Origin of the sequence: Nocardia shimofusensis NBRC 100134 (assembly GCF_001613125.1) — a bacterium.
Taxonomy (GTDB): Bacteria; Actinomycetota; Actinomycetes; order Mycobacteriales; family Mycobacteriaceae; genus Nocardia; species Nocardia shimofusensis.
Map to the genome: position 1 here is coordinate 354,640 of NZ_BDBT01000001.1, position 21,970 is coordinate 376,609.

At 68.7% G+C, this 21,970-nt stretch carries 22 protein-coding genes; 13 read left to right on the forward strand and 9 right to left on the reverse strand.

The genetic code is table 11. The annotated features are described in order from the left end of the window. Window positions 1-194: 194 nt before the first annotated feature. The gene (locus tag NS3_RS01640; RefSeq protein ID WP_067852528.1) at window positions 195-653 is read right to left on the reverse strand and encodes a hypothetical protein; all 459 of its coding nucleotides are present in this window, start codon (window positions 651-653) and stop codon (window positions 195-197) included. 317 nt (window positions 654-970) lie between these two features. Here NS3_RS01640 and NS3_RS01645 point away from each other — a divergent pair, with 317 nt between their 5' ends. Together NS3_RS01645 and NS3_RS01650 are read left to right on the forward strand one after the other, a co-directional pair. Next, window positions 971-2,161, forward strand: coding sequence for a helix-turn-helix domain-containing protein (locus NS3_RS01645; RefSeq protein ID WP_067852530.1), 1,191 nt, complete (start codon window positions 971-973; stop codon window positions 2,159-2,161). A gap of 153 nt (window positions 2,162-2,314) precedes the next feature. Then, window positions 2,315-2,500 (forward strand): hypothetical protein, encoded by a 186-nt coding sequence (locus NS3_RS01650; protein WP_067852532.1) that lies wholly within the window; start codon window positions 2,315-2,317, stop codon window positions 2,498-2,500. Window positions 2,501-2,670: 170 nt separating this feature from the next. Here NS3_RS01650 and NS3_RS01655 read toward each other — a convergent pair whose 3' ends face one another. The 4 genes from NS3_RS01655 to NS3_RS01670 all read right to left on the reverse strand — a co-directional run bounded on the left by NS3_RS01655 (window position 2,671) and on the right by NS3_RS01670 (window position 6,471). Beyond that, entirely contained in the window at window positions 2,671-3,318 is a 648-nt protein-coding gene (locus NS3_RS01655; RefSeq protein ID WP_157101125.1) for a DUF1707 SHOCT-like domain-containing protein, read from the reverse strand. A gap of 103 nt (window positions 3,319-3,421) precedes the next feature. Further along, window positions 3,422-4,090 carry a response regulator gene (locus tag NS3_RS01660; protein WP_067852536.1) on the reverse strand — a complete coding sequence of 223 codons (669 nt, stop codon included), beginning with the start codon at window positions 4,088-4,090 and terminating at the stop codon, window positions 3,422-3,424. A 72-nt stretch (window positions 4,091-4,162) separates the two neighbouring features. Continuing rightward, a complete protein-coding gene (gene macS / locus NS3_RS01665) occupies window positions 4,163-5,350 on the reverse strand; it encodes a MacS family sensor histidine kinase (RefSeq protein ID WP_067852538.1) in 1,188 nt (395 codons plus the stop codon). Then, entirely contained in the window at window positions 5,347-6,471 is a 1,125-nt protein-coding gene (locus NS3_RS01670) for an AI-2E family transporter (protein ID WP_084494971.1), read from the reverse strand. The genes macS and NS3_RS01670 overlap by 4 nt, the downstream gene beginning before the upstream one ends. A gap of 259 nt (window positions 6,472-6,730) precedes the next feature. On the opposite strand from NS3_RS01670, the gene NS3_RS01675 reads away from it, so the two are divergent. The 7 genes from NS3_RS01675 to NS3_RS01705 all read left to right on the forward strand — a co-directional run bounded on the left by NS3_RS01675 (window position 6,731) and on the right by NS3_RS01705 (window position 13,975). Beyond that, complete coding sequence (locus tag NS3_RS01675; RefSeq protein WP_084494944.1) at window positions 6,731-7,741, forward strand: GlxA family transcriptional regulator; 1,011 nt, start codon at window positions 6,731-6,733, stop codon at window positions 7,739-7,741. A gap of 123 nt (window positions 7,742-7,864) precedes the next feature. Further along, complete coding sequence (locus NS3_RS01680; RefSeq protein WP_084494945.1) at window positions 7,865-8,917, forward strand: HD domain-containing protein; 1,053 nt, start codon at window positions 7,865-7,867, stop codon at window positions 8,915-8,917. Beyond that, the gene (locus NS3_RS01685; RefSeq protein ID WP_067852540.1) at window positions 8,914-10,218 is read left to right on the forward strand and encodes a Dyp-type peroxidase; all 1,305 of its coding nucleotides are present in this window, start codon (window positions 8,914-8,916) and stop codon (window positions 10,216-10,218) included. Before NS3_RS01680 ends, NS3_RS01685 begins: the two co-directional genes overlap by 4 nt. A gap of 36 nt (window positions 10,219-10,254) precedes the next feature. Beyond that, on the forward strand, window positions 10,255-10,926 hold the full coding sequence (locus NS3_RS01690) for a DJ-1/PfpI family protein (RefSeq protein WP_067852542.1): 672 nt from the start codon (window positions 10,255-10,257) through the stop codon (window positions 10,924-10,926). Continuing rightward, entirely contained in the window at window positions 10,844-11,692 is an 849-nt protein-coding gene (locus tag NS3_RS01695) for an HD domain-containing protein (RefSeq protein WP_245649404.1), read from the forward strand. Before NS3_RS01690 ends, NS3_RS01695 begins: the two co-directional genes overlap by 83 nt. Before the next feature lie 167 nt (window positions 11,693-11,859). After that, a complete protein-coding gene (locus NS3_RS01700; RefSeq protein WP_245649433.1) occupies window positions 11,860-13,530 on the forward strand; it encodes an adenylate/guanylate cyclase domain-containing protein in 1,671 nt (556 codons plus the stop codon). Between the two features lie 67 nt (window positions 13,531-13,597). Next, window positions 13,598-13,975, forward strand: a complete 378-nt coding sequence (locus tag NS3_RS01705) for a DUF3054 domain-containing protein (protein ID WP_067852546.1) — start codon at window positions 13,598-13,600, stop codon at window positions 13,973-13,975. 180 nt (window positions 13,976-14,155) lie between these two features. Here the strand turns inward: NS3_RS01705 and NS3_RS01710 are convergent, their stop codons facing one another. Then, window positions 14,156-15,805 (reverse strand): NTF2-like N-terminal transpeptidase domain-containing protein, encoded by a 1,650-nt coding sequence (locus tag NS3_RS01710; protein ID WP_067852548.1) that lies wholly within the window; start codon window positions 15,803-15,805, stop codon window positions 14,156-14,158. 395 nt (window positions 15,806-16,200) lie between these two features. Here NS3_RS01710 and abmR point away from each other — a divergent pair, with 395 nt between their 5' ends. Then, entirely contained in the window at window positions 16,201-16,797 is a 597-nt protein-coding gene (gene abmR, locus NS3_RS01715; protein ID WP_067852783.1) for an ATP-binding transcription factor AbmR, read from the forward strand. A 32-nt stretch (window positions 16,798-16,829) separates the two neighbouring features. Continuing rightward, on the forward strand, window positions 16,830-17,261 hold the full coding sequence (gene aroQ / locus NS3_RS01720; RefSeq protein WP_373865268.1) for a type II 3-dehydroquinate dehydratase: 432 nt from the start codon (window positions 16,830-16,832) through the stop codon (window positions 17,259-17,261). Window positions 17,262-17,285: 24 nt separating this feature from the next. On the opposite strand, the gene NS3_RS01725 is transcribed toward aroQ, so the two are convergent. Then, window positions 17,286-18,164, reverse strand: a complete 879-nt coding sequence (locus tag NS3_RS01725; protein ID WP_067852552.1) for an NAD(P)-dependent oxidoreductase — start codon at window positions 18,162-18,164, stop codon at window positions 17,286-17,288. A gap of 154 nt (window positions 18,165-18,318) precedes the next feature. Between NS3_RS01725 and NS3_RS01730 the strand changes: the two genes are divergently transcribed. After that, on the forward strand, window positions 18,319-18,666 hold the full coding sequence (locus tag NS3_RS01730) for a winged helix-turn-helix transcriptional regulator (RefSeq protein ID WP_444980673.1): 348 nt from the start codon (window positions 18,319-18,321) through the stop codon (window positions 18,664-18,666). On the opposite strand, the gene NS3_RS01735 is transcribed toward NS3_RS01730, so the two are convergent. Beyond that, window positions 18,661-19,794, reverse strand: coding sequence for a glycerate kinase (locus NS3_RS01735; protein WP_067852785.1), 1,134 nt, complete (start codon window positions 19,792-19,794; stop codon window positions 18,661-18,663). The genes NS3_RS01730 and NS3_RS01735 overlap by 6 nt on opposite strands. A gap of 106 nt (window positions 19,795-19,900) precedes the next feature. Continuing rightward, on the reverse strand, window positions 19,901-21,475 hold the full coding sequence (locus NS3_RS01740) for an alpha/beta hydrolase (RefSeq protein WP_067852557.1): 1,575 nt from the start codon (window positions 21,473-21,475) through the stop codon (window positions 19,901-19,903). A gap of 181 nt (window positions 21,476-21,656) precedes the next feature. On the opposite strand from NS3_RS01740, the gene NS3_RS01745 reads away from it, so the two are divergent. Beyond that, window positions 21,657-21,968 carry a GNAT family N-acetyltransferase gene (locus NS3_RS01745; RefSeq protein ID WP_067852559.1) on the forward strand — a complete coding sequence of 104 codons (312 nt, stop codon included), beginning with the start codon at window positions 21,657-21,659 and terminating at the stop codon, window positions 21,966-21,968. Window positions 21,969-21,970 lie beyond the last annotated feature (2 nt).

Consider the following 21,970-nt stretch of genomic DNA (forward strand, 5'->3'; position numbering starts at 1 on the left):
CCGGAGAGCCGGGAGACCAGCGCCGGGTCGATCGAACCAGTCATGTACCCATGGTCGACTGCGCGGAAGGGCCAGACATGAGTAGAAACACTCGCCCGGCCGCTGGACATCTACGCGAATCGGTTCCGATGCCTACCGCACACGCATCACGCGCACGGCCTCGCCCGCACCGATCGGCGCGGGACCGCGCAGGATCAGCGCGACGTGGCCGGCAGGCTGGTCACCCGGCGTACCGCGTCGATCACCGCGGAGCGGGCGGGCATGGTCAGCGCGCCCGGAGTGGGCTCGGCGGCCCAGTGCCAGCCGCGATCGGAATCGGTGGTGGGCAACAGGATGTGACGGCCGCCGGGAACGACGGTGACGTGGTGCTCGGCCAGCCGGTGGCGGACCCGCACGTCGACCGGCGCATTCGGGCTGGGCGGGGTGACCAGGAACGTCCAGGTCCGTTCACCGGGATCGGCGATCACGGGGACGGGGTAGGAACAGTTCAGTGCTTCGAGCACGTCGTGGCCGAGATCGGGCGGCATGACGAGGGCTCCCAGGACACTGCCGGTGGTGACGACGGGGCGGCCGCCGAGCAGTTGCACGGGCAGCCCGTACTGGTCTTGCAGCAGCAGCGCCGCTTCCTGGGACGAATGGCAGCTTTCGAACATCGCGCGGGGGCTCCTCAGACGGTGGTGGTGAACGAGAGACGGACCGGGGACGGGGGCTGTAGTCGCCCGTTCCCGATTCCGGCGCGTGCGCGCGGTCGGCGCGCGAGAATTACTGGCAATGCCTGCGTTGCGGTAGCGCTCGGCATCGTGATCATGTGCCGCCCCTGCCTTCCCAACATTGGATTCTCAAAGTTGCGGAAAGACAACGGTATTCCAAACAGTGTCCGGAGAGTCGTACGTAATGTCCCACTTCGTGACCGATGCAGGCCCTACCGTCGGTATCCTGAAACGTGGATGTAACACAAGGGCTCGAGGTCATGGACGATTCATCGATCGGCGTACGCATCAGACGCTTTCGTGGTAAGGCGCTCACCCAACGCCAGCTGGCCGATCAGGCCGGCGTGAGCGTCGATCTCGTGCGCAAGCTCGAGCAGGGCGGCAGGCAGACCGCCTCGATCGCCAGCCTGCAGAAGATCGCGCGTGCCCTCGATGTCGACATCGCCGATCTGATCGGCAATCGCCACGGCATTCCGTCGGGAAACCCGGATGCCGGCATCGTGGCCATCCGCCACGCCCTGACTCCTGTCGACGACCTGCTCGGCAGCGCGCCCGAGGAGGCCGCGGTATCGCTGGAGGACGGCCGCCGCGCCGTCGACTACGCCTGGGGCGCGTACTGGTCCGGCCACTACGGACTGCTGACCACGATCCTGCCGACCGGCCTCACCCAGCTGCGCGCCACCGTGCACGCCGCCCGCAACGGCTCGGTGGCCCCGGCCAACGAACTGCTCGCCCGGATGTACTGGGTGACCGGCTGCACCTTGGTGCATCTCGGGCAGACCGATCCGGCGTTCCTGTCGATCCGCCTGGCGTTGGCCGCCGCCGAACGGGGCGAGGATCCGTTGCTGCTGGCCACCATTCGCGGTTCGGTGGCCTGGCAGCTGCTGGTGCAGGGCCGCTACGGCGAATCCCGTGGCGTGGCACTGCGCGCGGCGAGCGAGCTCGAGCCGGACGGCGAGGTGGCGCCCGCGCATCTGTCCGCCTACGGCTCACTGGTCCTGCAGGGCGCCACCGCGGCCGGGCGAGCCCAGAACGTGCCGGACGCGCTGGCGCTGCTGGAGACGGCGGGCGAGGTGGCGCTGCGCCTCGGCGTCGACCGGCAGGACTACGAAACCTATTTCGGCCCTTCGCAGGTGGTCATGCAGACGGTGGACGTGAACGTCTCCGCCGAGCGCTATCCCGAGGCGCTCACCGCCGCCGCGCAGATGCCGGTCAACGGTGGTCTGCCGCAGGCGTCGCGAGCCAGGCACCTCGCCGACACCGCGGTGGCCTGGACCAGAACCGGTCAGTACGGCCGGGCGCTCGGCGCGCTGCTCGACGCCGAACGTGTCGGCGGCGCGGATTGGATGAAATACCAGTCGCTGCCACGGCATATCGTTTCCGAATTGCTCGACAACGATCGCCGTATGCCTTTGCGCGCCTTTGCCCGCCGTCTCGGTGTCAATACCTGAGACCCGCGAAAAGTGGAAAGACACAAATCCCGCGGGGGCTTTTTGTCTCATCCCTAGGGACGCCACCGAGCGCTACCCATCGGTAACAACGCATGGTCTGATGGTGCCTGCCCCCAGTTGGGGAAAGCAGTTCGACCGACCAGAGGATCAAGCATGACTTCGAAGTTCACCCGTCCCGCCGCCCTCGCCGCCCTCGTCCTGACCGCGGGCGCGCTGAGCGCGGGCACCGCCACCGCCGCGGCCCCCACGGCCCCTGCCACCGCCACCGCCGTCGCGGGTTCGGTGGAGGTGTGCATCCCGATTCCGGGCCTGCCGATCGACGTCGCCTTCTGCCTGTAGATCTTCTTCTGCCGGTAAATCTTCGGTGTTCCTGCTCGACGCACGGCAGTGGCGAAAGACCGTTCGTCGGGGAAGGTCACGCCGGATATCTCCGGCACCGCCACGAACGTGCGGGCCGGGCGATCTCCACCCGGGGTCCCACCACAGCCCCGGGTGGAGGCCTCGAGATCTCAGCGGCCGAGCAACGCGCGCCAGTGGTCCATCAGCGGCCGTTTGGCAGTCACCGATCCGAACCTGACCCGTCCGCGCACCACCACGTGCAGGGGGCCCAGCGGCGGACCGGTGCGCACCTTGTTGGCGACACTGGCGGCGATGAGTTCGAGCCCGTCGAGATTCACCGTCGCTTCCGCGGGCACCACCAGATTCAGCGACGAGCAGAAATCGTCCACGAAGATTTCGACCACTTGCGTCGACATCACCGCCTCGGTGAAATCGAGCGTCACCGAAGCGGCCCAATTGTTCAGGTGCAGAGTCGGCGGCACATTCCACCGGCCCCGCCGGGAAACCTCGGATATCCGGGCGCGGATCACATTCGACGAAGAATCGTTTCCGGACGCCTGCTGCCCGGCAGGAGGTCGGCGGTAGGCAGCACCCGCGCCGAAGGCATGGCCGTGGAAAGCGGGGTCGCCGACCAATCGGACACCGGGCAGGTCGATCAGCACGGCATTGAGCTCGCCGCGCGTCTTCGCCGCCAGCGCGGTATCCATGCGCTCGGTGAACTCGCCGAGCGAGAGCATGCCGAGACCGACCGCACGCTGCAACAGCTGGCCGACGTGTTCGCGTTCGGCATCCGAGACGCGCAGGTCACGATCACCCACCGTGTCGTGCCTACGGTGGGATTCCGGTTCGGGGACGCCCATGATTCGAGGTTACCGACGTCGCACCCACCCCGGCATCAGGGCGAACCCTGATCCTGAACTCCTACTCGAGACCCTGCTCGATGGCGTAACGGGTCAGCTCGACCCGGTTCGCCAGCTGGAGTTTGCGCAGGGTGGCCTGCACGTGGTTCTCCACGGTCCGATGGCTGAGCCCGAGCCGGGCGGCGATCTGCTTGGCCGACAGGCCCTTGGCGACCATGCGCAACACTTCGGTCTCGCGTTCGGTGAGGGCGGGCCGGTGCGGTTCGTCGGGTTGCGCGGGCGTACTGGCCATCCTGCGGTACTCGCCGAGCACCAGCCCGGCCAGGCCGGGGGTGAACACCGGCTGACCAGCGGCCGTGGCCCGCACCGCCGCGACCAGCTCGGCCGCCGACGCGCTCTTGACCAGATACCCGGACGCGCCCGCCTTGATGGCGTCGAGCACGTCGTCGCGTTCGGCCGAAGCCGACAGCACCAGCACCCGGCTGCCCGGGGAGACCCGCAGCACCTCGGCGGTCGCCTGGGCGCCGTTGCCGTCGGGAAGTTGCATGTCCATCAAGACCACGTCGGGTCGGACGGCGGCGGCGCGACGGGTGGCCGCCCCCACCCCGTCGGCAGTCGCGGTGACCTGGAAGCCCGCCTCCCCGAGATCCCTGGAGACCCCGTCGCGCCACATCGGATGATCGTCGACGACCATCACCGAGATGGCCCCGGCACTCGCGTCCTCGGTCATCGCCCCGCTCCTCTCCGCCGCACCGTGCCGTATCTCCATCGTGGTGCCGGTTTCATCGTGCCACCGGTCCGCTCAGCCGCGCGGCACCCGGAATTCCCATTCCGCCCCCTCGCCCTCGCCGACGCCGGCGAGCAATTCCGCCGTGCCGCCCAGCGCGGCGACCCGCCCGACGATGGAACGCGAAACCCCCATCCGGCCTTCGGCTTCCGCCTCGGCCAGCCGCCCGGGCGCAATGCCGACCCCGTCGTCACGCACGCTGACGATCAACTCCTCGCCGGTGTCCTCGAGCAGCACATAGGCTTTCGCGTCCGGCCCGGCGTGCAGTTCGACATTGGCCAGCGCGGTCGCGACGGCGGCGGCGATCTCCCCGGCCACCCACGGTCCCACCGATACCGGCTCCCCCGGCGTCGACACGAACACCTTCGGCGTGGCGTGCGCGGTGAGCAGACCGCGCAGATCCACCTCGCCGTCGCCGCCTGCCCCGTGCTCACCGCGAACGGCGGCGTGCCTGCCGCCCTGCTCGGACAACAGCACCCGCAGCGCCACCTCCTGTTCGCCCGCTCGGACGGCCAGTTCCTCTGTCGGCCCGCCGATCTCGCTCCCCCGGCGCTTGATGTAGCTGAGGACCTGGAGCACGCCGTCGTGCACTTCGCGGGCGAGGCGCTCACGCTCCTCGGTGGCGGCGGTCAGGCGTACGGCGCGGCGCAGCTGGTCCTGGGCGCGCCGGGCGGTCTCGGCGGCCAGGCCGAGCGCGAGCCCGACCGAGACCAGTACCGGCGCGGTCGCATCGGTCCACACGTCGGCGCCCCACTGCTCGCGCACGGTGATGATGACCGCCGAGATCAGCAGCCCGGACGCGATACCGAGCATCGGCCCGCGCAGGATCGCGGCGGAGATGACGGCATTGGCCGCCCACATGGTCGTCGGCAGGGTCTGGTGGCCGTGGTACCAGTCGTAGTCGGCGACCAGCCTGGTCGCCGCGATCAGCCCGATCACCACGATGTGGTCGCCGACCACCACCGCCGAGCGCAACCGCATCACGTCGGCGCGCCAATGCGAGAGCATCAGCGCCGAAAGACCGGACCAGACCGCCATCAACGCGATGAACACCCAGCTCAGGCGCTGATTCTGGTAATAGGGCACCGAGGCTATCTGCTGACCGATCGCATACAGCAGGGTGACCAGCCGGAACGCCTGCACCGCCCGCCACAGCGGGGCCGTGGCGGCGTCGTCGGGCTCGACCGGCCGGTCCGGGCTCATCGCGGTCGTTCGCCCCCGGAGACATCCGGTTTATCCGGTTCCGCCGAGTACAGTCGAGGCTCGCCGGTCAACAGATCGTGGATGACCTCCTCCGGCGATTCGGCCAGCAGCGAGCGGATCGCGGTGTTCATCACCGCCACGAACGGCACCGCCAGCAACGCGCCCGCGATTCCACCCAGCACCAGACCCGCCGCGATCGCGACCACCACTGCCAACGGATGCACGCTGACCGCGCGACCGAGCAGCAACGGTTGCAGCACATGGCTTTCCAGCTGCATGACCGCGATGATGATGCCGAGCACGATCAACGCGGTCACCAATCCCTCGGTGACCAGCGCGATGAAGACCGCGACGGACCCGGCGAGGAACGCGCCGATGAGCGGGATGAACGCGCTGATGAACACCAGCGAGGCCAGCGGCAGCGCCATCGGCACGCCGAGGATCAGCAGCCCGGCGCCGATGCCGATGGCGTCCACCGCGGCGACCACGACGGTTGCCCGGACGAAGCCGACCAGGGTGCCGAAGCCGAGTTCACCGGCCAGGCGCACCCGTTCGCGGTGCAGGGTCGGCACGACCCGGGTGACGAACTCCCAGATCTGATCGCCGCCGTAGAGGAAGAAGACCAGGATGAACAGCGTCAGGAAGGCGCCGGTGAGCAGCTGCCCGATCATGGTCGCGGTGGTCAGCGCGCCGCTGGTGACACTGTCCTGATTGGATTCGATGGTCTTGACCAGAGTGTCGCCCGCGCCGCGGATCTGGTCGTCGCTCAGATGCGGCGGGCCGTTGATCAGCCAGTCCTGGATTTTCTCGATGCTGGCGGTCACCTCGTCGGACAATTGCGGCACACCGGCCACGAACTGCTCGACGACGAAAGTCATGGTGCCCGCGACCAACCCGAGCGAGCCGATCACCGCGACCACCACTCCGATCCAGCGCGGCACGCCCAGGCGCTGCATCCAGTCCACCAGCGGTGCCAGCAGCGCGGCCGCCAGCAGCGCGATCGCCATCGGGATGAGCACCGTGGACAGGCGCTGCACCAGCATCGCCACCGCGATCATCGCGGCGAAGATGACCAGCAGCCGCCACGACCACTCCGCGGCCTGCCGCACGATCGGATGCACGGAGTCGGCGGCCGAACGGGAAGTTTCCCGCGCCGTCGGAGCGCCGCCCGGTGCGCCCGCGATGCCGTCCGATGCGCCCGCGCCGGTCACACTGCCCGGGTCCGCCGCGCCTCGGGCACTTTCCTCCGGGTGGCTCACGGTCGTGAGCCTAACGGCCGTCCCGGCGCCGCGAACATACCCATGATCGAAACCGCGGCTCAGACAAACGGAAGTAGGTTCGGCCAGTCCATTTTTGCCATATCTGTTAAATTCTGGCCACATGGCGATCGTGGCAGTTCTGGCCCCCGACAACGCGCTCGGATTCGAAGTCATGCTCCCGGGCTTCGTGTTCGGCGCGGCGAATTCGGTCAGCGGGGAGAAGCACTACGACATCCGGGTCGTGACGATCGGCGGCACCAGCGCGATCGCCTCCGTACACGGCGCTGTACGACTGGAGACGGATTGGGACCTCGACACCGTGGCCGATGCCGACACCGTCGTGGTGCCCGGCCGGGCAGGATTCTTCTGCGAACCCGACGACCGCATTCGCGACGCCCTGCGGGAGGCGGCCGCGCGCGGCGCACGGATGGCTTCGATCTGCGTCGGCGCGTTCACCCTCGCCGCCACCGGACTACTCGACGGGCAGCGGGTGACGACACATTGGGAATTCGCCGCCGAATTGGCCCGCCGGTATCCACTTGTCGAGGTCGACGCTTCGGTGCTGTTCATCGACAGTGGCAGCGTGCTCACCTCGGCCGGAGCGACGGCGGGGTTGGATTTGTGCCTTCACATGGTCCGGCGGGATCTCGGCGCCAAGGTGGCTGCCGACACCGCGCGCCGGATCGTGATGCCGCCGCAGCGGGACGGCGGGCAGGCGCAGTTCATCGCCTACACCGACCCGCAGAGCCCGGACACCTCCCTGCAACCGGTCCTGGACTGGATGCAGGTGAACCTGCACCGCCCACTCACCCTCGACGAGATCGCCACGCACGGAGCCATGAGCGTGCGCAGTCTGAACCGCCGCTTTCGTGCGGAGATCGGAACCACGCCGTTGCAGTGGTTGCTGCGTGCCCGGGTGCACCGTGCGCAGCAGTTGCTCGAAACCACCGACCTGTCCATCGACCGCATCGCCGAGGAGGCGGGCTTCGGCGCCGCGACGACACTGCGGTACCACTTCGCCCGCCTGACAAAGACATCTCCGCAGGCCTACCGCAACAGCTTTCACCATGTCGGCGGTGCCGTCCGGCCACTGCATCACCGCCGGGAAGCGCAGAGAGACGCCAGTCGATAGTCGACAGGACGAGCCGCCGACGGCTTGGCCAGATTTGGGTATCAGTTGGCTATTCGGCCACTGGGCCGACGTTACTTCCGAGCACACACTGAGTGCGCACATTTCGGAAGGAAGCACAGCACGATGACCGTACAAGAAGTCGATCCGGCCCAGTTCGGGCTGCCCAGCTCGAAGCTCGCCGTCGCGGCGGACACTCTGGTCGCCGAAGTGTCGGCACCGCTGGTCTACAACCACTGCGTACGCGCGTATCTGTATGCGCGCGAGTTGGCCGCCGCGCAGGGGTTGCGAGCCGACGAGGATTACGACGACGAACTGCTCTACCTCAGCTGTCTGCTGCACGATCTGGGGGCAACGGACTACGCGAACGGCGACCAGCGTTTCGAGGTCGACGGAGCCGACGCAGCCGCGCAGTTCCTCAGGAATGAAGGCGTTGACGAGAAGCGCGTACAGACCGTATGGAACGCCGTCGCGCTGCACACCAGCGACGGCATCGCGCATCGCTTCGGCACGGTCGAGGCACTGATGCAGATGGGCACCGGCGCCGATATCGCCGGACTGAGGCGCGAGCTGCTGCCCGACGGCTTCGCTGATCGAGTGCATGCCGTCTGGCCGCGCGACGACCTCGGATACGTGTTCGGTCGAATGCTGGCCGAACAGGTACGTGACAACCCGGCCAAGGGCAGCTGGTTCAGCTTCCCCGGCCAACTCTGCCAGCTCTATTTCCCCGCCCACGCACCGACCACGTGGTTCGACGCCGTCGAAGACGCGGGCTGGAACGATCGTCCGGTGGGGATCGGGTCACGTCGCGCCGCGGCCGCACGGCCTGCCGAGTTGGCCTCGTTGTTCGCGCAGTACTTCAACGCCGGCGACCTCGAGGCGTTGATGTCGCTGTACGAACCTGCCGCACTGCTCTTTCCGACGCCCGGTAGCGCACAATCGGGCACGCAGGCCATCCAGGATTCACTCGGCGCGATGATCGACTCCGGGGCGAAGATCGAGTTGCAGACCCGTCGTGTGCACGTGGTCGGAGACCTGGCTCTGATCTCCAACGACGCCACCGTCACCGGCGCGGCGCCGAGCGGCGACCCCGTGATCTCGACCTCTACCGAGATCGCCCGGCGCGGTAGCGACGGGTCCTGGCGATACGTCATCGACGATCCCTACTTCTCGCAGTGAGCGCTGCCGGACGCGCGGGCGCCGATGCGTTCCGCATCACCCGCCGCGGCTTGTTCGGAGCAGGCTTGGCGACTGCGGGAGCCGCTGCGGCCGGGGTGGTCGCGGGCCGTGCGACCACAGGCGACACCACTTCGGGAAGTCAGCTGGAACCGTTCCACGGGCCGCACCAATCGGGGATCGTGACTTCCGCGCAATCGCACGCGATGTTCCTGTCGGTCGACATCGTGCGCCCGGACCGCGAAATGCTGCGTGAACTCCTTGCCGGATGGACCGCCATCGCTACCGCGCTGGCGACCGGCGCGCCACTCCCGGAACGGCCGGGGACGCCACCGGGGTTCAGCGCAGACACCGACTTCGCGACGGGACTGGCTCCGGCCCGCCTGACCGTCACCTTCGGTTTGGGGCCGTCGGTCTTCGACGAACGATTCGGCCTCGGCGCACAACGCCCGCGATACCTCGGCCCACTACCCGGGTTCGCCGGCGACCGCTTGAATCCGGCGTGGTGCGACGGCGACGTACTGGTGCAGATATGCGCTGACGACGCCCAGGTCGTCAGCAACACCTTCCGCGCCTTACGAGCACGAATGCCGGGACTGGCGCGTATGCGCTGGACCCAGCACGGCTTCCTCGGCCGACCCGCGGACGGCAGCACCCCACGCAACATGTTCGGGCACAGAGATGGCACCGCCAACCCCCACACCGAGGCCGAGGTCGATCGAACGGTCTGGGTTCGCTCCGCTGACGAACCCGCCTGGTTCCAGGGCGGCAGCTACCTGGTTTTCCGCAAGATCCGCATGAAGACCGCGGAGTGGGATCTGCTGCCGCTGCCCGAGCAGGACCGCATCATCGGCCGCCGACGAAGCGACGGTGCTCCGCTGGGCGGCACGACCGAGTTCGATCCGGTGGATCTCGAGCACCGCGACAAAGACGGCGAATTCTCGATTCCCGCCGGTGCCCACGTCCGCGTGGTCCACGGCATACCGATGCTGCGCCGCGGTTACAACTACGACTACGGCACGCTGATCGCGAACGCCGGCGGACCGGGTGCCGAGCCGCAATCCCCGCACACGCACCTTCCCGGCACGCCGGAACACACCCACGGAGGCCACAACCAGCTCGACGCGGGTCTGCTGTTCGTCGCCTACATGAACGACCCGCCCGGGCAGTTCCTCAGAGCGCAAAGCGCTCTCGCCGACGACGACCGACTGAACCCCCTCATCGAGCACACCGGCAGTGCGTTCTTCGCCGTACCCCCCGGCACCGCACCCGACGAACCGATCGCCGCGGCATTGCTCCGCTGAACAGGCCTTCTTCGAGATCGAGCAAGAGGCGAAACCATGACAACGTACGGAATTCTCATCTTCGACAACGCCGAAGAACTCGACTTCGCCGGTCCCTGGGAGGTATTCACCACATCGGCGATCCTGCGCGACGACACCGACCGCGTCGTCTCGATCGCTCAACGGCCCGACCCGGTGCGATTCGGCAAAGGGCTGCGGGTGCTGCCGGACCACACGCTCGACGACCATCCACCGCTGGACGTGCTGTTGATTCCAGGTGGTCGCGGCGCACGGAAAGTGGAGCCGCACAACACGGTTGTCACCGAGTGGATCGCTCGGACGGCCGCGGAGACCACTTGGGTCGCGAGTGTCTGCACCGGAGCGTTCCTACTGCACGCCGCGGGTCCGGCACGGGGACGCCGAGTCGCCACCCACTGGAAGTACGAAGACGCCCTCGAAGCACGCGGCGATGTGACGGTCGTCCGAGACGCGCGATACGTCGTGGACGGCAGCATTCTCAGCTGCCAGGGGGTTTCGGCCGGTATCGACAGCGCGCTGTGGCTCGTCGGCCGATTGTACGGTCGCGCCCATGCCCGGGCTGTGCGTCGCGAGATCCACTACGACCCGGCACCGCCATACCTCGCCGATGAACCCGACGTTCGGACAACCTTCAGCTCGACAGAAGGATGTCACGGCCACTCGGGCAATTCCCGGTCATCTTCGCGATGACTCCCCCTCCTTCCCGATCGGAGAACCCATGGAAATGCCACGTCGCACGGCTCTCGGTGCCGCCGCACTGGCCGGAGCCGCTATCGCGCTGCCGCGCACGCCGGCGTCCGCACAACCCGACGCGTTGATCTTCCCGGCCTCACCGGTGTCGAAGGCGGCCCGTGAGCTGCTCGACACCGCGGTCGGTCCGGCTGTGCGCAACCACAGTATTCGCGGTTTCCTGTTCGCCCGCGCCGTCGCCGGTGCCCACGGCCTACGTCCGGGCGCCGACTACGACGAGGAAGTCATGTACCTCATCTGCGCACTTCACGACATCAGTCTCGGCGACATGGCCAACGGCCGTCAACGGTTCGAAATGGACAGTGCGGACTTCGCGGCCGAGTTTCTGGAACGCAACGGCGTCACCGACAGCAGGGTCGAGACCGTATGGGACGCCATCGCCGGCCACACATCCGGATTCAGCGACTCACCCGTCTATCGTCGTCGTCGTCCCGCAGAGATCTGGATAGCCGTGGAAGGCATCGGCATCGACATCGGTGGCGGCCCCACCGATCTGCCGCCCGGCTACGCCGACCTCGTCCACGCCGCCTATCCCCGTCTCGGTGGCACCCGCGCTCTGACCACGATCATGGAAGATCAGGTCCTTGCAGATCCGCGTAAAGCGTTCCCTTCCAGCCTCGCAACCGAAATCGTTCGCCAACGTCATCCAGAGGTGTCCTATCCCACCTGGGACGAGATCATCGATTCGAGCGGCTGGAAAGACTAGTACTCCAGCAGCACTTCGTGATGTCGTATCCGTCTTCGCCGGTAGTGGAGCCAGGGTGGCTCACGGTCGTGAGCCGAACGGCCGCTCCAGCGCCGCGAACAGACGCACATGATCGGAACGCTAGATTGGTGAGCGTGTCAGCGCCTCTGGAAGCGGTCAAACAGACCATGCATACGCGCTGGCCGCTGTACCTGACGTCGATGCTGTTGGCCAATGCCTTCGGCGCGGTGCTGATGTGGGCGTTCCTGCAATACGGGCTCCCCGTTCCGGAAGGTGAGGCGGCCGACGCCACCCACATGGGTCTGCTCGTCCCCGGCATCGTGTTCGTAACCGGCGGATTGCTGAGCCTGGGCGCCTCGGCCCTGATGTTGCGCCCGGTGATGCGCTGGCAGATGCGCGGCGGCCCGCCGAGCAGGCAGGAGCAGATGGCCGCCCTGCACGCGCCGTTGCGTCAGGCCATCCTGCATCTGGTGCTGTGGCTGCTCGGCGGCGCGGTGCTGGCCGGGCTGATCATCACCGAGTCGCCCAAGCTGGCGGGCGCGGTGATCGTCACCCTGTGCATGGCCGCGACCATCGTGTTCGGTTTCACCTACATGCTCGGCGAGCGCATTCTGCGCCCGGTCGCCGCCCAGGCGCTCACCGAGGGCACTTTCGACCACACCCTCACCCCCGGCGTCGGCACCAGGATGGCGATGACCTGGGGAATGGGCACTTTCGCGCCCACCTTCGCGATCGTGCTGCTGTGCGTCACCCAGATCTCCTCGGACGTGAAGTTCTCGGCGCAGTCGCTGGCCGTCTCGATCCTGCTGCTGTGCGGGGTGGTGATCATGCAGGCGCTGGCGCTGTCGATGCTGACCGCTTCGAGCATCTCCGACCCGGTGCGCCAGCTCAGCCAGGCCATCGCCCGCGCCCAGGAAGGCACCCGCGAGGTGCAGGTCGAGGTGTTCGACGGCAGCGAGATCGGCATGCTGCAGGTCGGCTTCAACCGGATGATGGAGGAAGCGGCCAAGCGCAGGAAACTGCAGGAACTGTTCGGCCAGCACGTCGGCGAGGAGGTCGCCCAGCGCGCCCTCGACTACGGCACCGAACTCGGCGGTGAAACCCGGTTCGTGGCGGTTCTGTTCGTAGACATGGTCGGTTCCACCGCGACCGCCGCCGAGCGCCCGCCCACCGAGGTGGTCAGCCTGCTCAACGAGTTCTTCCGGGTCGTCGTCGACGTCATCGATCGCCACCACGGCTTCGTCAACAAGTTCGTCGGCGACGCGGCGCTGGCCATCTTCGGCGCGCCGCTGGACCGTCCCGACGCGCCGACCGCCGCGCTGGCCGCCGCCAGGGATCTGCGCGGGGCCCTGCGCGAGGTGGCCGGCCTGGACATCGGCATCGGCGTGTCCGCGGGGCTGGCGGTCGCGGGCAATATCGGCGCGGCCAACCGTTTCGAATACACCGTGATCGGCGACCCGGTGAACGAGGCCTCGCGGCTCACCGAGCTCGCCAAGGACCATCCCGGCCGGGTGCTCGCCTCGGGCAGCGCGCTGTATTTCGCCGAGGAGGCCGAGGCGGCGCTGTGGATCACCGGGGAGGAGGTGCAGTTGCGTGGCAGGAGCCGTAGTACGCAACTGGCCTGGCCGAGGGCGAGCGCCGAATCCGAGATCCGGACGGACGGCGAGCGGATGCCTACCGGCCGATCCGACGCCGAGCAGACCGCCCCCGAGCCGACCGAAGCTCATCGGAGCGACGACGAACAGCCACTGACAACACAGCCGCTGACAACAGCCGACCAGACAGCCCCCGGCGCCGCGCAGATGCCCGCGTCCGCCGAGCAGACCACCCGCGAGTAACGCCGTCGTCGCAGGTCGGCCCGGTCCGGACAGGGCCGGCCGACTCGGCCGCACTACGCTGACCAGGGTGCGAACAGTGCTGACGGCGGTAGTGGTGGATCTGGTTCTGGTGGCCGTGTTCTGCGCCATCGGGCGGCGCAGTCACGACGAGGCGGTGCTCACCGGGCTGCTGGAGACGCTGTGGCCGTTCGCGGTCGGACTGGCGCTGGGGTGGGCGCTGGCCGTGCTGGTGAGCAGGCTGTCCGGCCGGGCCGCGTTCGTGCCCACGGCGGTGTGGCCCACCGGGGTCGCCGTCTGGGCGGGCACGCTGGCGGGCGGCATGATCGTGCGGGTGATCGCCGGTCAGGGCACCGCGTTCAGTTTCATCATCGTCGCGGGCACCGTGCTGGCGGTTTTCCTGATCGGCTGGCGCGCGGTCTTCGCACTGGCGACCCGCTCCCGGTAGAGACGAGACGACCCCCGCGGGGCCGAGCGCGATCGCAGGCTGTCGATGCTCGTCGGCAACGTGCCGGGTGCGAGGTGAGCCGACCCCGCAGGGCCGAGCGGCGCGATCGCGTGGCCGAGACGACCTCGCGGGGCCGAGACGAACCGTAGGCGTGAGCCGGCTTGCCGACCGGTGCGCGGCTCAGGTCTCCGGCTGAGCCAGCGACTGCAGCATCCGTGCCGCCATCCGGGCGGTCGCGTTCGAGCTGTCGATGTCGGCGATGTGGATGGCGAAGGCCAGATCGCCCATATTGGCTATCAGCCAGCCGTCCGAGTCCGCCTCGGCCGCGTAGGCGATCACCGGGAAGCTCCGCAGCGGGGTCAGGTGGGGTTTGCCCATCTCCTCGCGCAGCACCGTGCGCAGCCGGTCGACGACGGGATTGCCGAGCGGGCTCAGCTGCGCGTCGGTGGTTCCCGGTCTCCCGGTCTCGACCGACGGCGCGGGCACCTCCCCGCGCGCGATGGCCGCCGCCGCGATCGCCATCCCGAACGGGCTGGCCAGCACGACATCGGAACCACCGCCCTGCCTGGCCTGTTCGGCGCCGCGGCCGCCGACGGTGATCCGGCCGGTCACCTCGTCGAGGCCGGGCACCTGGAAGTCGACGCCGAGACCGAGCCTGCCCGCTGCCTCCGCCGCGTCCTGCACGGTGACATCACGCGGCGGCTTGTTCTTCTCCAGCGCCGCGACCTCACGCAACAACTCCACGTTCCCGCCCACCGGATACAGCCCGGTGAAGGCCACCGGCCCCTGTTCGGTGGCGTAGCTGTTCTGCGCGACCGCGACCACCGCGCCGTTGGACGGCTGGATCGCCACGATCGAGGCCGGCGTGCCCACGCTGACCACCGCGTCTTCGGCGGCACGCTGCAGCCGCTGATCCATCGTCGAGGTGATGTCCGGTCCCGGCGGACCCTGATGGCCCGCCACCTGCCGGACGAAGCGCCCGTCCGGCTCGAAGATCTGCACGCCCCAGCCCGCGTGCCTGTCCTGGCTCTCGGTCCACACATTGCGCATCGCGTCGAGCATCGGCGACCACACCCGGCGGTCCGAGGAGATCAGCTCCGGCGACTTCTCGAGGACCACGCCGGGGATCGGCGCCATCCGTGGTTCCAGGATCGCGAAGTCGCCCTCGCGCAGCCGGACCGCGAGGATGGGCTCTCCCTTCGACGCGGCGAGCTTGTCCCTCAGGTAGGCGCCGGTGATGAGCGGGGCGACCGGCTCGATGGCCTTGGCGAGCGCATCGGTGGAGGCGACCGGGTCGGGCATCTTGGCGGGATCGAGCTTGACCAGATTGATGACCTGCTCGTGCATCAGCGATGAGCCGACGATGTCGATCACGCGCGGGGCGGGCGAGGGCAGCGTGCGCACCAGTCGCACGGTCCGCCCGCCCGCGAGCTCGGGCATGACCAGCTGGGGCTCCCAGGAGATGCGCCAGCCGATCGCGAGTTTGCGGACGGTGCCCTGCAGGCTGTAGCCCCACTCCTTCTTCTCCCCGGAGTCGTACTCGCCGAAGTTCCAGTCGACGTCCATGCTGAAGATGGCCGACTCGTCGTCGAGCCCGATGAATTGCGTCTTCTGGTAGTCGACGGTGCCCGGCTGGAGACCTTCGAACATTTGCGACATCGTTGCCGAAGCAGCGTTGGGGTAGGAAGTGAGATCGGCGGCCTTGCGATACTCCTGCTCGTCGAGCAGTTCGGTGAAGCGGTCGACAAGTGCTTCGGGTTCACTCGTCTCGGTATGGAATCCGCACCCCGTCAAGGCCATCACCACAGCCGTCACTCCCGCGAGTGCCATAGCGCCCCGGACGCGAAAGCGGCGGGATCCCCACACATCCATATCGCCCACTCTTCACTCTTGTCACTTCAGCAACAAGACCACCGTACCTTAATGAAATACGCCCGCGTCGCCCCGGTGACCGGGACGTTACCCATGCTCAGCATATCGATTGTGCCCGAATTCCCGCGCGCGAGCGGGTGAACATGAGTGACATCCGGTCACAAGGCGATAACCGGCGCCGCTACCGTACCGGGCGGCGCGCCGGGGCGTGAACCAACCTTCGAGTCCATTGCGGTCGAGCCGTTCGCGCTGAGCGCAATCCCGCCGTGCCGATGTCCTCGCCACGACATATGGCATCGGCGTAATCTTGTAATCACTGTAACGGCTATCACAGACAACAGCGGGTGAGCACGATGCGACATGACCATCGAGGACGTGAATTCGGACGTCCGGGCGGCTGGCAACAGGCCGACCTGCCCGACCCCGCCGACGTGCCGGACTGGTTCGCCGGAAGATTGCCGAGCGACTGGTTCACCGGCGCTCCGCGCATCGAGATCGACCGCGACGAGATCGTCGTCGTCGGCACGCTGCCCCTGCCGCGCCCCGACACCGGCTCGGGCGAGGGCGCGGGCGGGTCAGAGGAGAAGGTTCCCGCCGCCACGGTGGAGGGGGCGATCGCCCGGTTCCGGGAGAGCACCCGGCCGGCCAGGATGCAGATCGCGAACGAGGCCGAGTACCGCTACCGGCGCAAGGTCGCCTGGGGCGTCGTCGCCGGCGGCGAAGGGGTGATGTTCACCCAACTCGCCGTCCCGGTGATGACCCGCCTCCGGCAACCCGAACGCAAAGTCCTCGACACCCTCGTCGACGCGGGCGTCGCCCGCTCGCGTTCGGACGCCCTGGCGTGGACCGTGCGACTGGCGGGCAAACACGCCGAGGAGTGGCTGGCCGAACTGCGCACCGCCATGCGCACGGTCGAGGACCTGCGCTCCCAAGGACCACGGGGGCTGTGACCGCGGGCGGTTAGGGTGAGGGCATGGCAGACATGGTTGCCCCGATCCTGGTGCTCAACGGACCGAACCTGAACATGCTCGGCACCCGCCAGCCCGAGGTCTACGGCGCCGCCACCCTCGACGACGTCGTCGCCCTCTGCGAACGCACCGCCGCCCGATTCGACCGGACCGTCACCGCTTTCCAGTCCAATCACGAAGGCGCGCTGATCGATCGGATTCACCAGGCCCGTGGGGCGGAATCGGCCATCGTGATCAATCCGGGCGGCCTCACCCATACGTCGGTCGCGCTTCGCGACGCGCTGGTGATTCCCGAGGTGCCGATCGTGGAGGTGCACATCAGCAATGTGCACGCCCGCGAGGAATTCCGGCACCACTCGTTCATTTCCCCGATCGCCACCGCGGTGATCGCCGGAATGGGAATCCAGGGATACGCCGCGGCAATCGAATTCCTCGCCACTCGCTGAGTACCGACAGCGCCGTTTCCCGATTCACGCCGCGCCGCGGCGCATCAATTCGAAGGCCGAGACCGCCTTGCCCGCTTCCTCGCTCGCCGCGACGGCCCTGCGGTAGAAGGACTGCGCCGTTCGCGAGAGAGTGGCGTCGACCCCGGCCTCCTCGCTCGCTTCGACGACGTGCCGCGCGCCCGCCTCCATCATCTTCAGGCTCGCCAGGTCCGCCCAGCCACCCTGCTGATCGGCGGCCGACATACTCTCCATGAAGTGCGGGAAGGCCGCGTTCGACCGCACCGCGAACCCCACGAACGCATCGATGTCGTGCCCGGCGTTCGCGATCAAGGCGATGGCCTGCTCGAAGGCGAGCAGCCAAGGATGGAATACCGTCAGCAGGCCCTGGTAGTAGAGCTGGGCCAGCCCGTCGTCCTCGCCCAGATACTCCTGCGGGCTCAGCGGGCGAAGCAGCTCGGCGACCGCGTCGAAGTCCGCGCGAGGACCGCTGTAGAAGATGTAGGACGCGGGATGGTCGAGGACGTCACCCGCCGACATCACGCCTCCGTTGATGAAACGGGCGCCGTGCTCGCGAACCCAGGCCGCGCCCGCACGGGCCCGCGCAGGCGAGTCCGACGAGAGATTGACGATCGTCTTCCCCGGCAGCCGGTCCGGCGCCTGCCCGAGCACGTCGTACATGGCGGCGTAGTGGGTCAGGCTCAGGACTGTCACTTCGTTCGCGTCGAGCGCGTCGGCGACGGTGGCTGCCCGTCGTGCGCCCAGCTCGGCCATCGCGTCGATCTTGGCGGCGGTGCGGTTCCACACGGTCACCTCGACGCCCGCCGCGAGGAAGGCACGGACCATCGCCTGCCCCATCGGGCCGAGACCGATGACGGTGACCGAACGGGTGGAATTCTCGGACATGTACTTTCCTTCACATCAGATCGGATTCGGTGTCGCGGGCCCGATTCGATGCTCGTCCACGCAGGTGGAGTCGACAAGAACGTACGTTCGAGTAGGGTACTTACCCCGAGGTCCGAGATGTGGTCAGGAGGCCGCCGTGGGCAGCAGCAGTGACATGGCTCACGAAGTGTGCGGTATGTCGACGGCCATCGATGTCGTCGGCGGCAAATGGCGGATGCACCTGATGTGGGTGCTCGGCGAGGGGCCGCGCCGCTTCGGCGAGATCCGGCGGCTGCTCGACGGTGTGAGCGAGAAGGTGCTCGCCGAGAACCTGCGTCATCTCGAAGGCAGCGGGGTGGTGCACAGGGAGGTCTTTCCCGAGATTCCGCCTCGCGTCGAATACTCGCTCACGGCCCTCGGTACCGAACTCGCGCAGGCACTTCGGCCGTTGGAGGCGTGGGGGGACAAGCATCGCGAGGTTCTGCGGGCCAACCTCGCGGCGAACTGCGAGACCGGTCTATGAGTTCCCGGCAGTCGAGCCGGCCAGCTGATCCACGGCGATGCGCGCGCCGAGTTCTTCGAGTAGCCGGGCCGCGTCGGCGATGCAGCGGGCGGGGTCGGGTTCGAGATCGGTCAGCGCGTAGCAGGCCGTGAATCCCGCCTCGCGCAGGCGTTCCGGCGACAACAGAGTGCGGCCGACCGCGGCGACGACGGGTACATCGCCCGCCGCCGCGCACACGCCGATCGGGGCCTTGCCGTGCAGGCTCTGTTCGTCCAGTGCGCCCTCACCGGTGACCACCAGGTCGGCGCCGGACGCCTGCGTCGCGAAATCGAGCAGATCCAGGATGATGTCGATGCCGCTGCGGACCCGCGCGCCGAGTACGGCCAGGGCCGCGAAGCCGGTGCCGCCCGCCGCACCCGCGCCGGGTAGATCGGCGAAAGCGGGTCCCGCGATCGTCGCCCAATTCTCCAGTGCCGCTTCGAGAATCGCGCGCTGTTCGGGGTCCGCACCTTTCTGCGGGCCATAGACCTCGACCGCGCCACGCGGGCCGAGCAGCGGATTGTCGACGTCACAGGCCAGGGTGAAGGTTGCCGAGCCGACGCGTTCGCGCACGGCCTCGGTGTCGAGCCGGGCGGCGCGCGCCAATGCTGCGCCGCCGAGGGGCACATCGTCGCCGTAGGCGTCGAGCAGCCGGGCGCCGAGGGCCTGGAGCATGCCCGCGCCGCCGTCGGTGGAGGCGCTGCCGCCGAGGCCGAGGACGATCTCGCGTGCGCCCGCGTCGAGCGCGTGCCCGATGACGATGCCGAGGCCGAACGTGCTCGCGCCCAGCGGATCCTTCGCTCCGCCGGGCAGTTTCGTCAGACCGGCGACCGCGGCCAGCTCCACGACGGCGGTGTCCCCGCGCACCGCATACGAGGTTTCCGAGAGCTGCCCGGTCGGGCCGGGGGCGGTGAGCCCGACACGTTCCCAGCCCGCGGCGACGAAGGCGTCCACGGTGCCCTCGCCGCCGTCGGCGACCGGCACCGAACGCAGGTCGGCGGACGGCAGCACCGAAGCGATGCCGCGTGCCAGGGCGGCCGCCACCTCGGGCGCGGTGAGCGAGCCCTTGAACTTGTCCGAGGCGAGCACCACCCGGGGCGCGGATGTCATCCGGCCATTGTCGGGGACCGGATCGCGTTTGTGCACGGAACCTTCGGCGCGCAAGCCATCGAATGCTCGAGCACCGCCGATGTCGGGCATGCCGTCGGCGCGGCGGTCACGACGCGGGCAACGGCGCTTCGGGAGCCTCGGAGATGGACACCTCGCCGGTGCGCAGATAGGTCAGCACGGCCTCGTCGACGACCGGGTTGCCGCGTCCGAAGGTACCGTGATCGCCGCCCTCGACGGTGATGAGCGAGCCGTGCAGTGCCCGCGCCAGGGCGGGGCCGCCCTCGTACTGGGTGAGGGCGTCGTGCCTGCTCTGCAACAGCAGCGGGGCGGTGGTCAGGGCCGAGCCGTCGATCGCCACCGGCTCGGTGACCGGCGGCCAGGAGCCGCAGCTCATGCCCGAGCGCACCAGGGCGGCGCGAGCGTCGAGGGCGTTGCCGCCGGAGGCCAGGGTGCTCACCGCGGCGCCGAGCATCTCGGGCCTGCCCGGCACCGCGTTCTCGTTGCAGGTGATGGCGGAGAACACGAAGCGGCCGGTCGGGTCGGTCTCGGTGGCGCCCGCGATGGCGACCAGCCGTTCGACGTCGGAGGGATCGGCCTGCGCGCGGGCCATCGCCTCGGCGAAGGTGGGCCAGAACGCGCGGGTGTAGGTGGCCACCGAGGTCGCGCTCACCAGCGGCACCTGCGCGGACGCGCCGCCGGAGAGCAGCAGGCGCAGGAAGTTCTGCACCTTCGCCAATTGCTCGGTGCCGCCGTTGAAGCCGTCGCGAGCGATCTCGGCGAGCGGTTCGGGCAGTTCGCCGGGCAGGTCGGAGACCCCGGCGGGCGGCGGGGTGAGGTTGGCGTACCAACCGCCGCCCTGCGTGTACACCTGCCGCACCCAGGTCCGGTAGACCTGCATGCTGGTGTCGCCGAGACCGTATTCGTCGTGGCGCTCGGCGATCCACCCGAACAGCGCGTCCAGGCGATGCTTGCCCGCCGCCTGTTGCTGGGCGAACTCCTCGGTCCAGATCCAGCCGGGGTGCACGTTGGAGTCGAGCACCATGCGCTCGACGCGCCGCGGGAACAGGGTGGCGTAGACCGCGCCGAGGTAGGTGCCGTAGGAGGTGCCCAGATAGCCGATGCGGTCCAGGCCGAGGGCGGCGCGCACGGCGTCCAGGTCGCGGGCGGTGTTCTCGGTGGTGATGGTGTCGAGGTAGCCGGGCTGGGCCTCCTCGCAGGCGGCCCTGAGTTCGTCGTCGCTCACCGCCACCTGACCGTCCTCGGTGGTCTCCACCGCGCACGAGAGCGGGGTGGCCCAGCGCAGGCCGCGCGGTTGCACGGCGTAGAGGTCGTAGTGCGCGGCGATGTCGGCGGGCATGGTCGCCACCCGCTGCGCCCAGAAGTCCAGGGCGTCGACGCCGGGGCCGCCGGGGTTGGTGAACAGTACTCCGCGCCGCTCGCCCCGCGCGGCGATCCGGCTGACGGTGAGTTCGATACGCGGGCCGTCGGGTTCGGCGTGGTTCATCGGCACGCCGACCACCGCGCACTGCGCGCCCTTGCCCGGAGTCACCGCCCCTTCGGGACACGCCCCGAACACCGGGGTGGGTGCGGCGAGGACGGGGGGCGCGACGAGCGCCGAAGCGCCCGCCAGGCTCACCGCGCCGAGGGTGAGCATCGCCCGAAACAGCTTTTTCCGCATCATCTTTCGCACCTCCGCGGGTCGCCGCCGCGCAGGCTGAGCACGACCCGGTCACCGAGCATTCTTGCCGGGTGGACGCGGGAGGACAAGTCGATCAGGTGTTTCCGCGCGGCGCGACGACTATTTCGCGGCGGCGCAGCGTTGCGATGTCTCATGGCGTGCCCCGGCGGAGTAGCGTCGAACCATGTCGACCGAGGTCCGCATCAACACCGCACTGGAACGCTTCGAGATCTACGTCGACGGCGACATCGCCGGCTACGCCGAGTACCAGGACACCGCTTCCGAACGCGCGTTCGTGCACACCGAGATCTACCCGCGGTACGAGCGGCAGGGCTACGCCAAGGAACTCATCGGCACGGCGCTGCGCAGCACTCGCGGCGAGGGCTTCGGCATCCTGCCGATGTGTTCGATGGTGCGTCACTTCGTGGAGATCAACCCGCAGTTCATCGCCTCGGTACCGCAGTGGGCCAGGGGCCGTATGGGCTTGCCCCAGTAGCG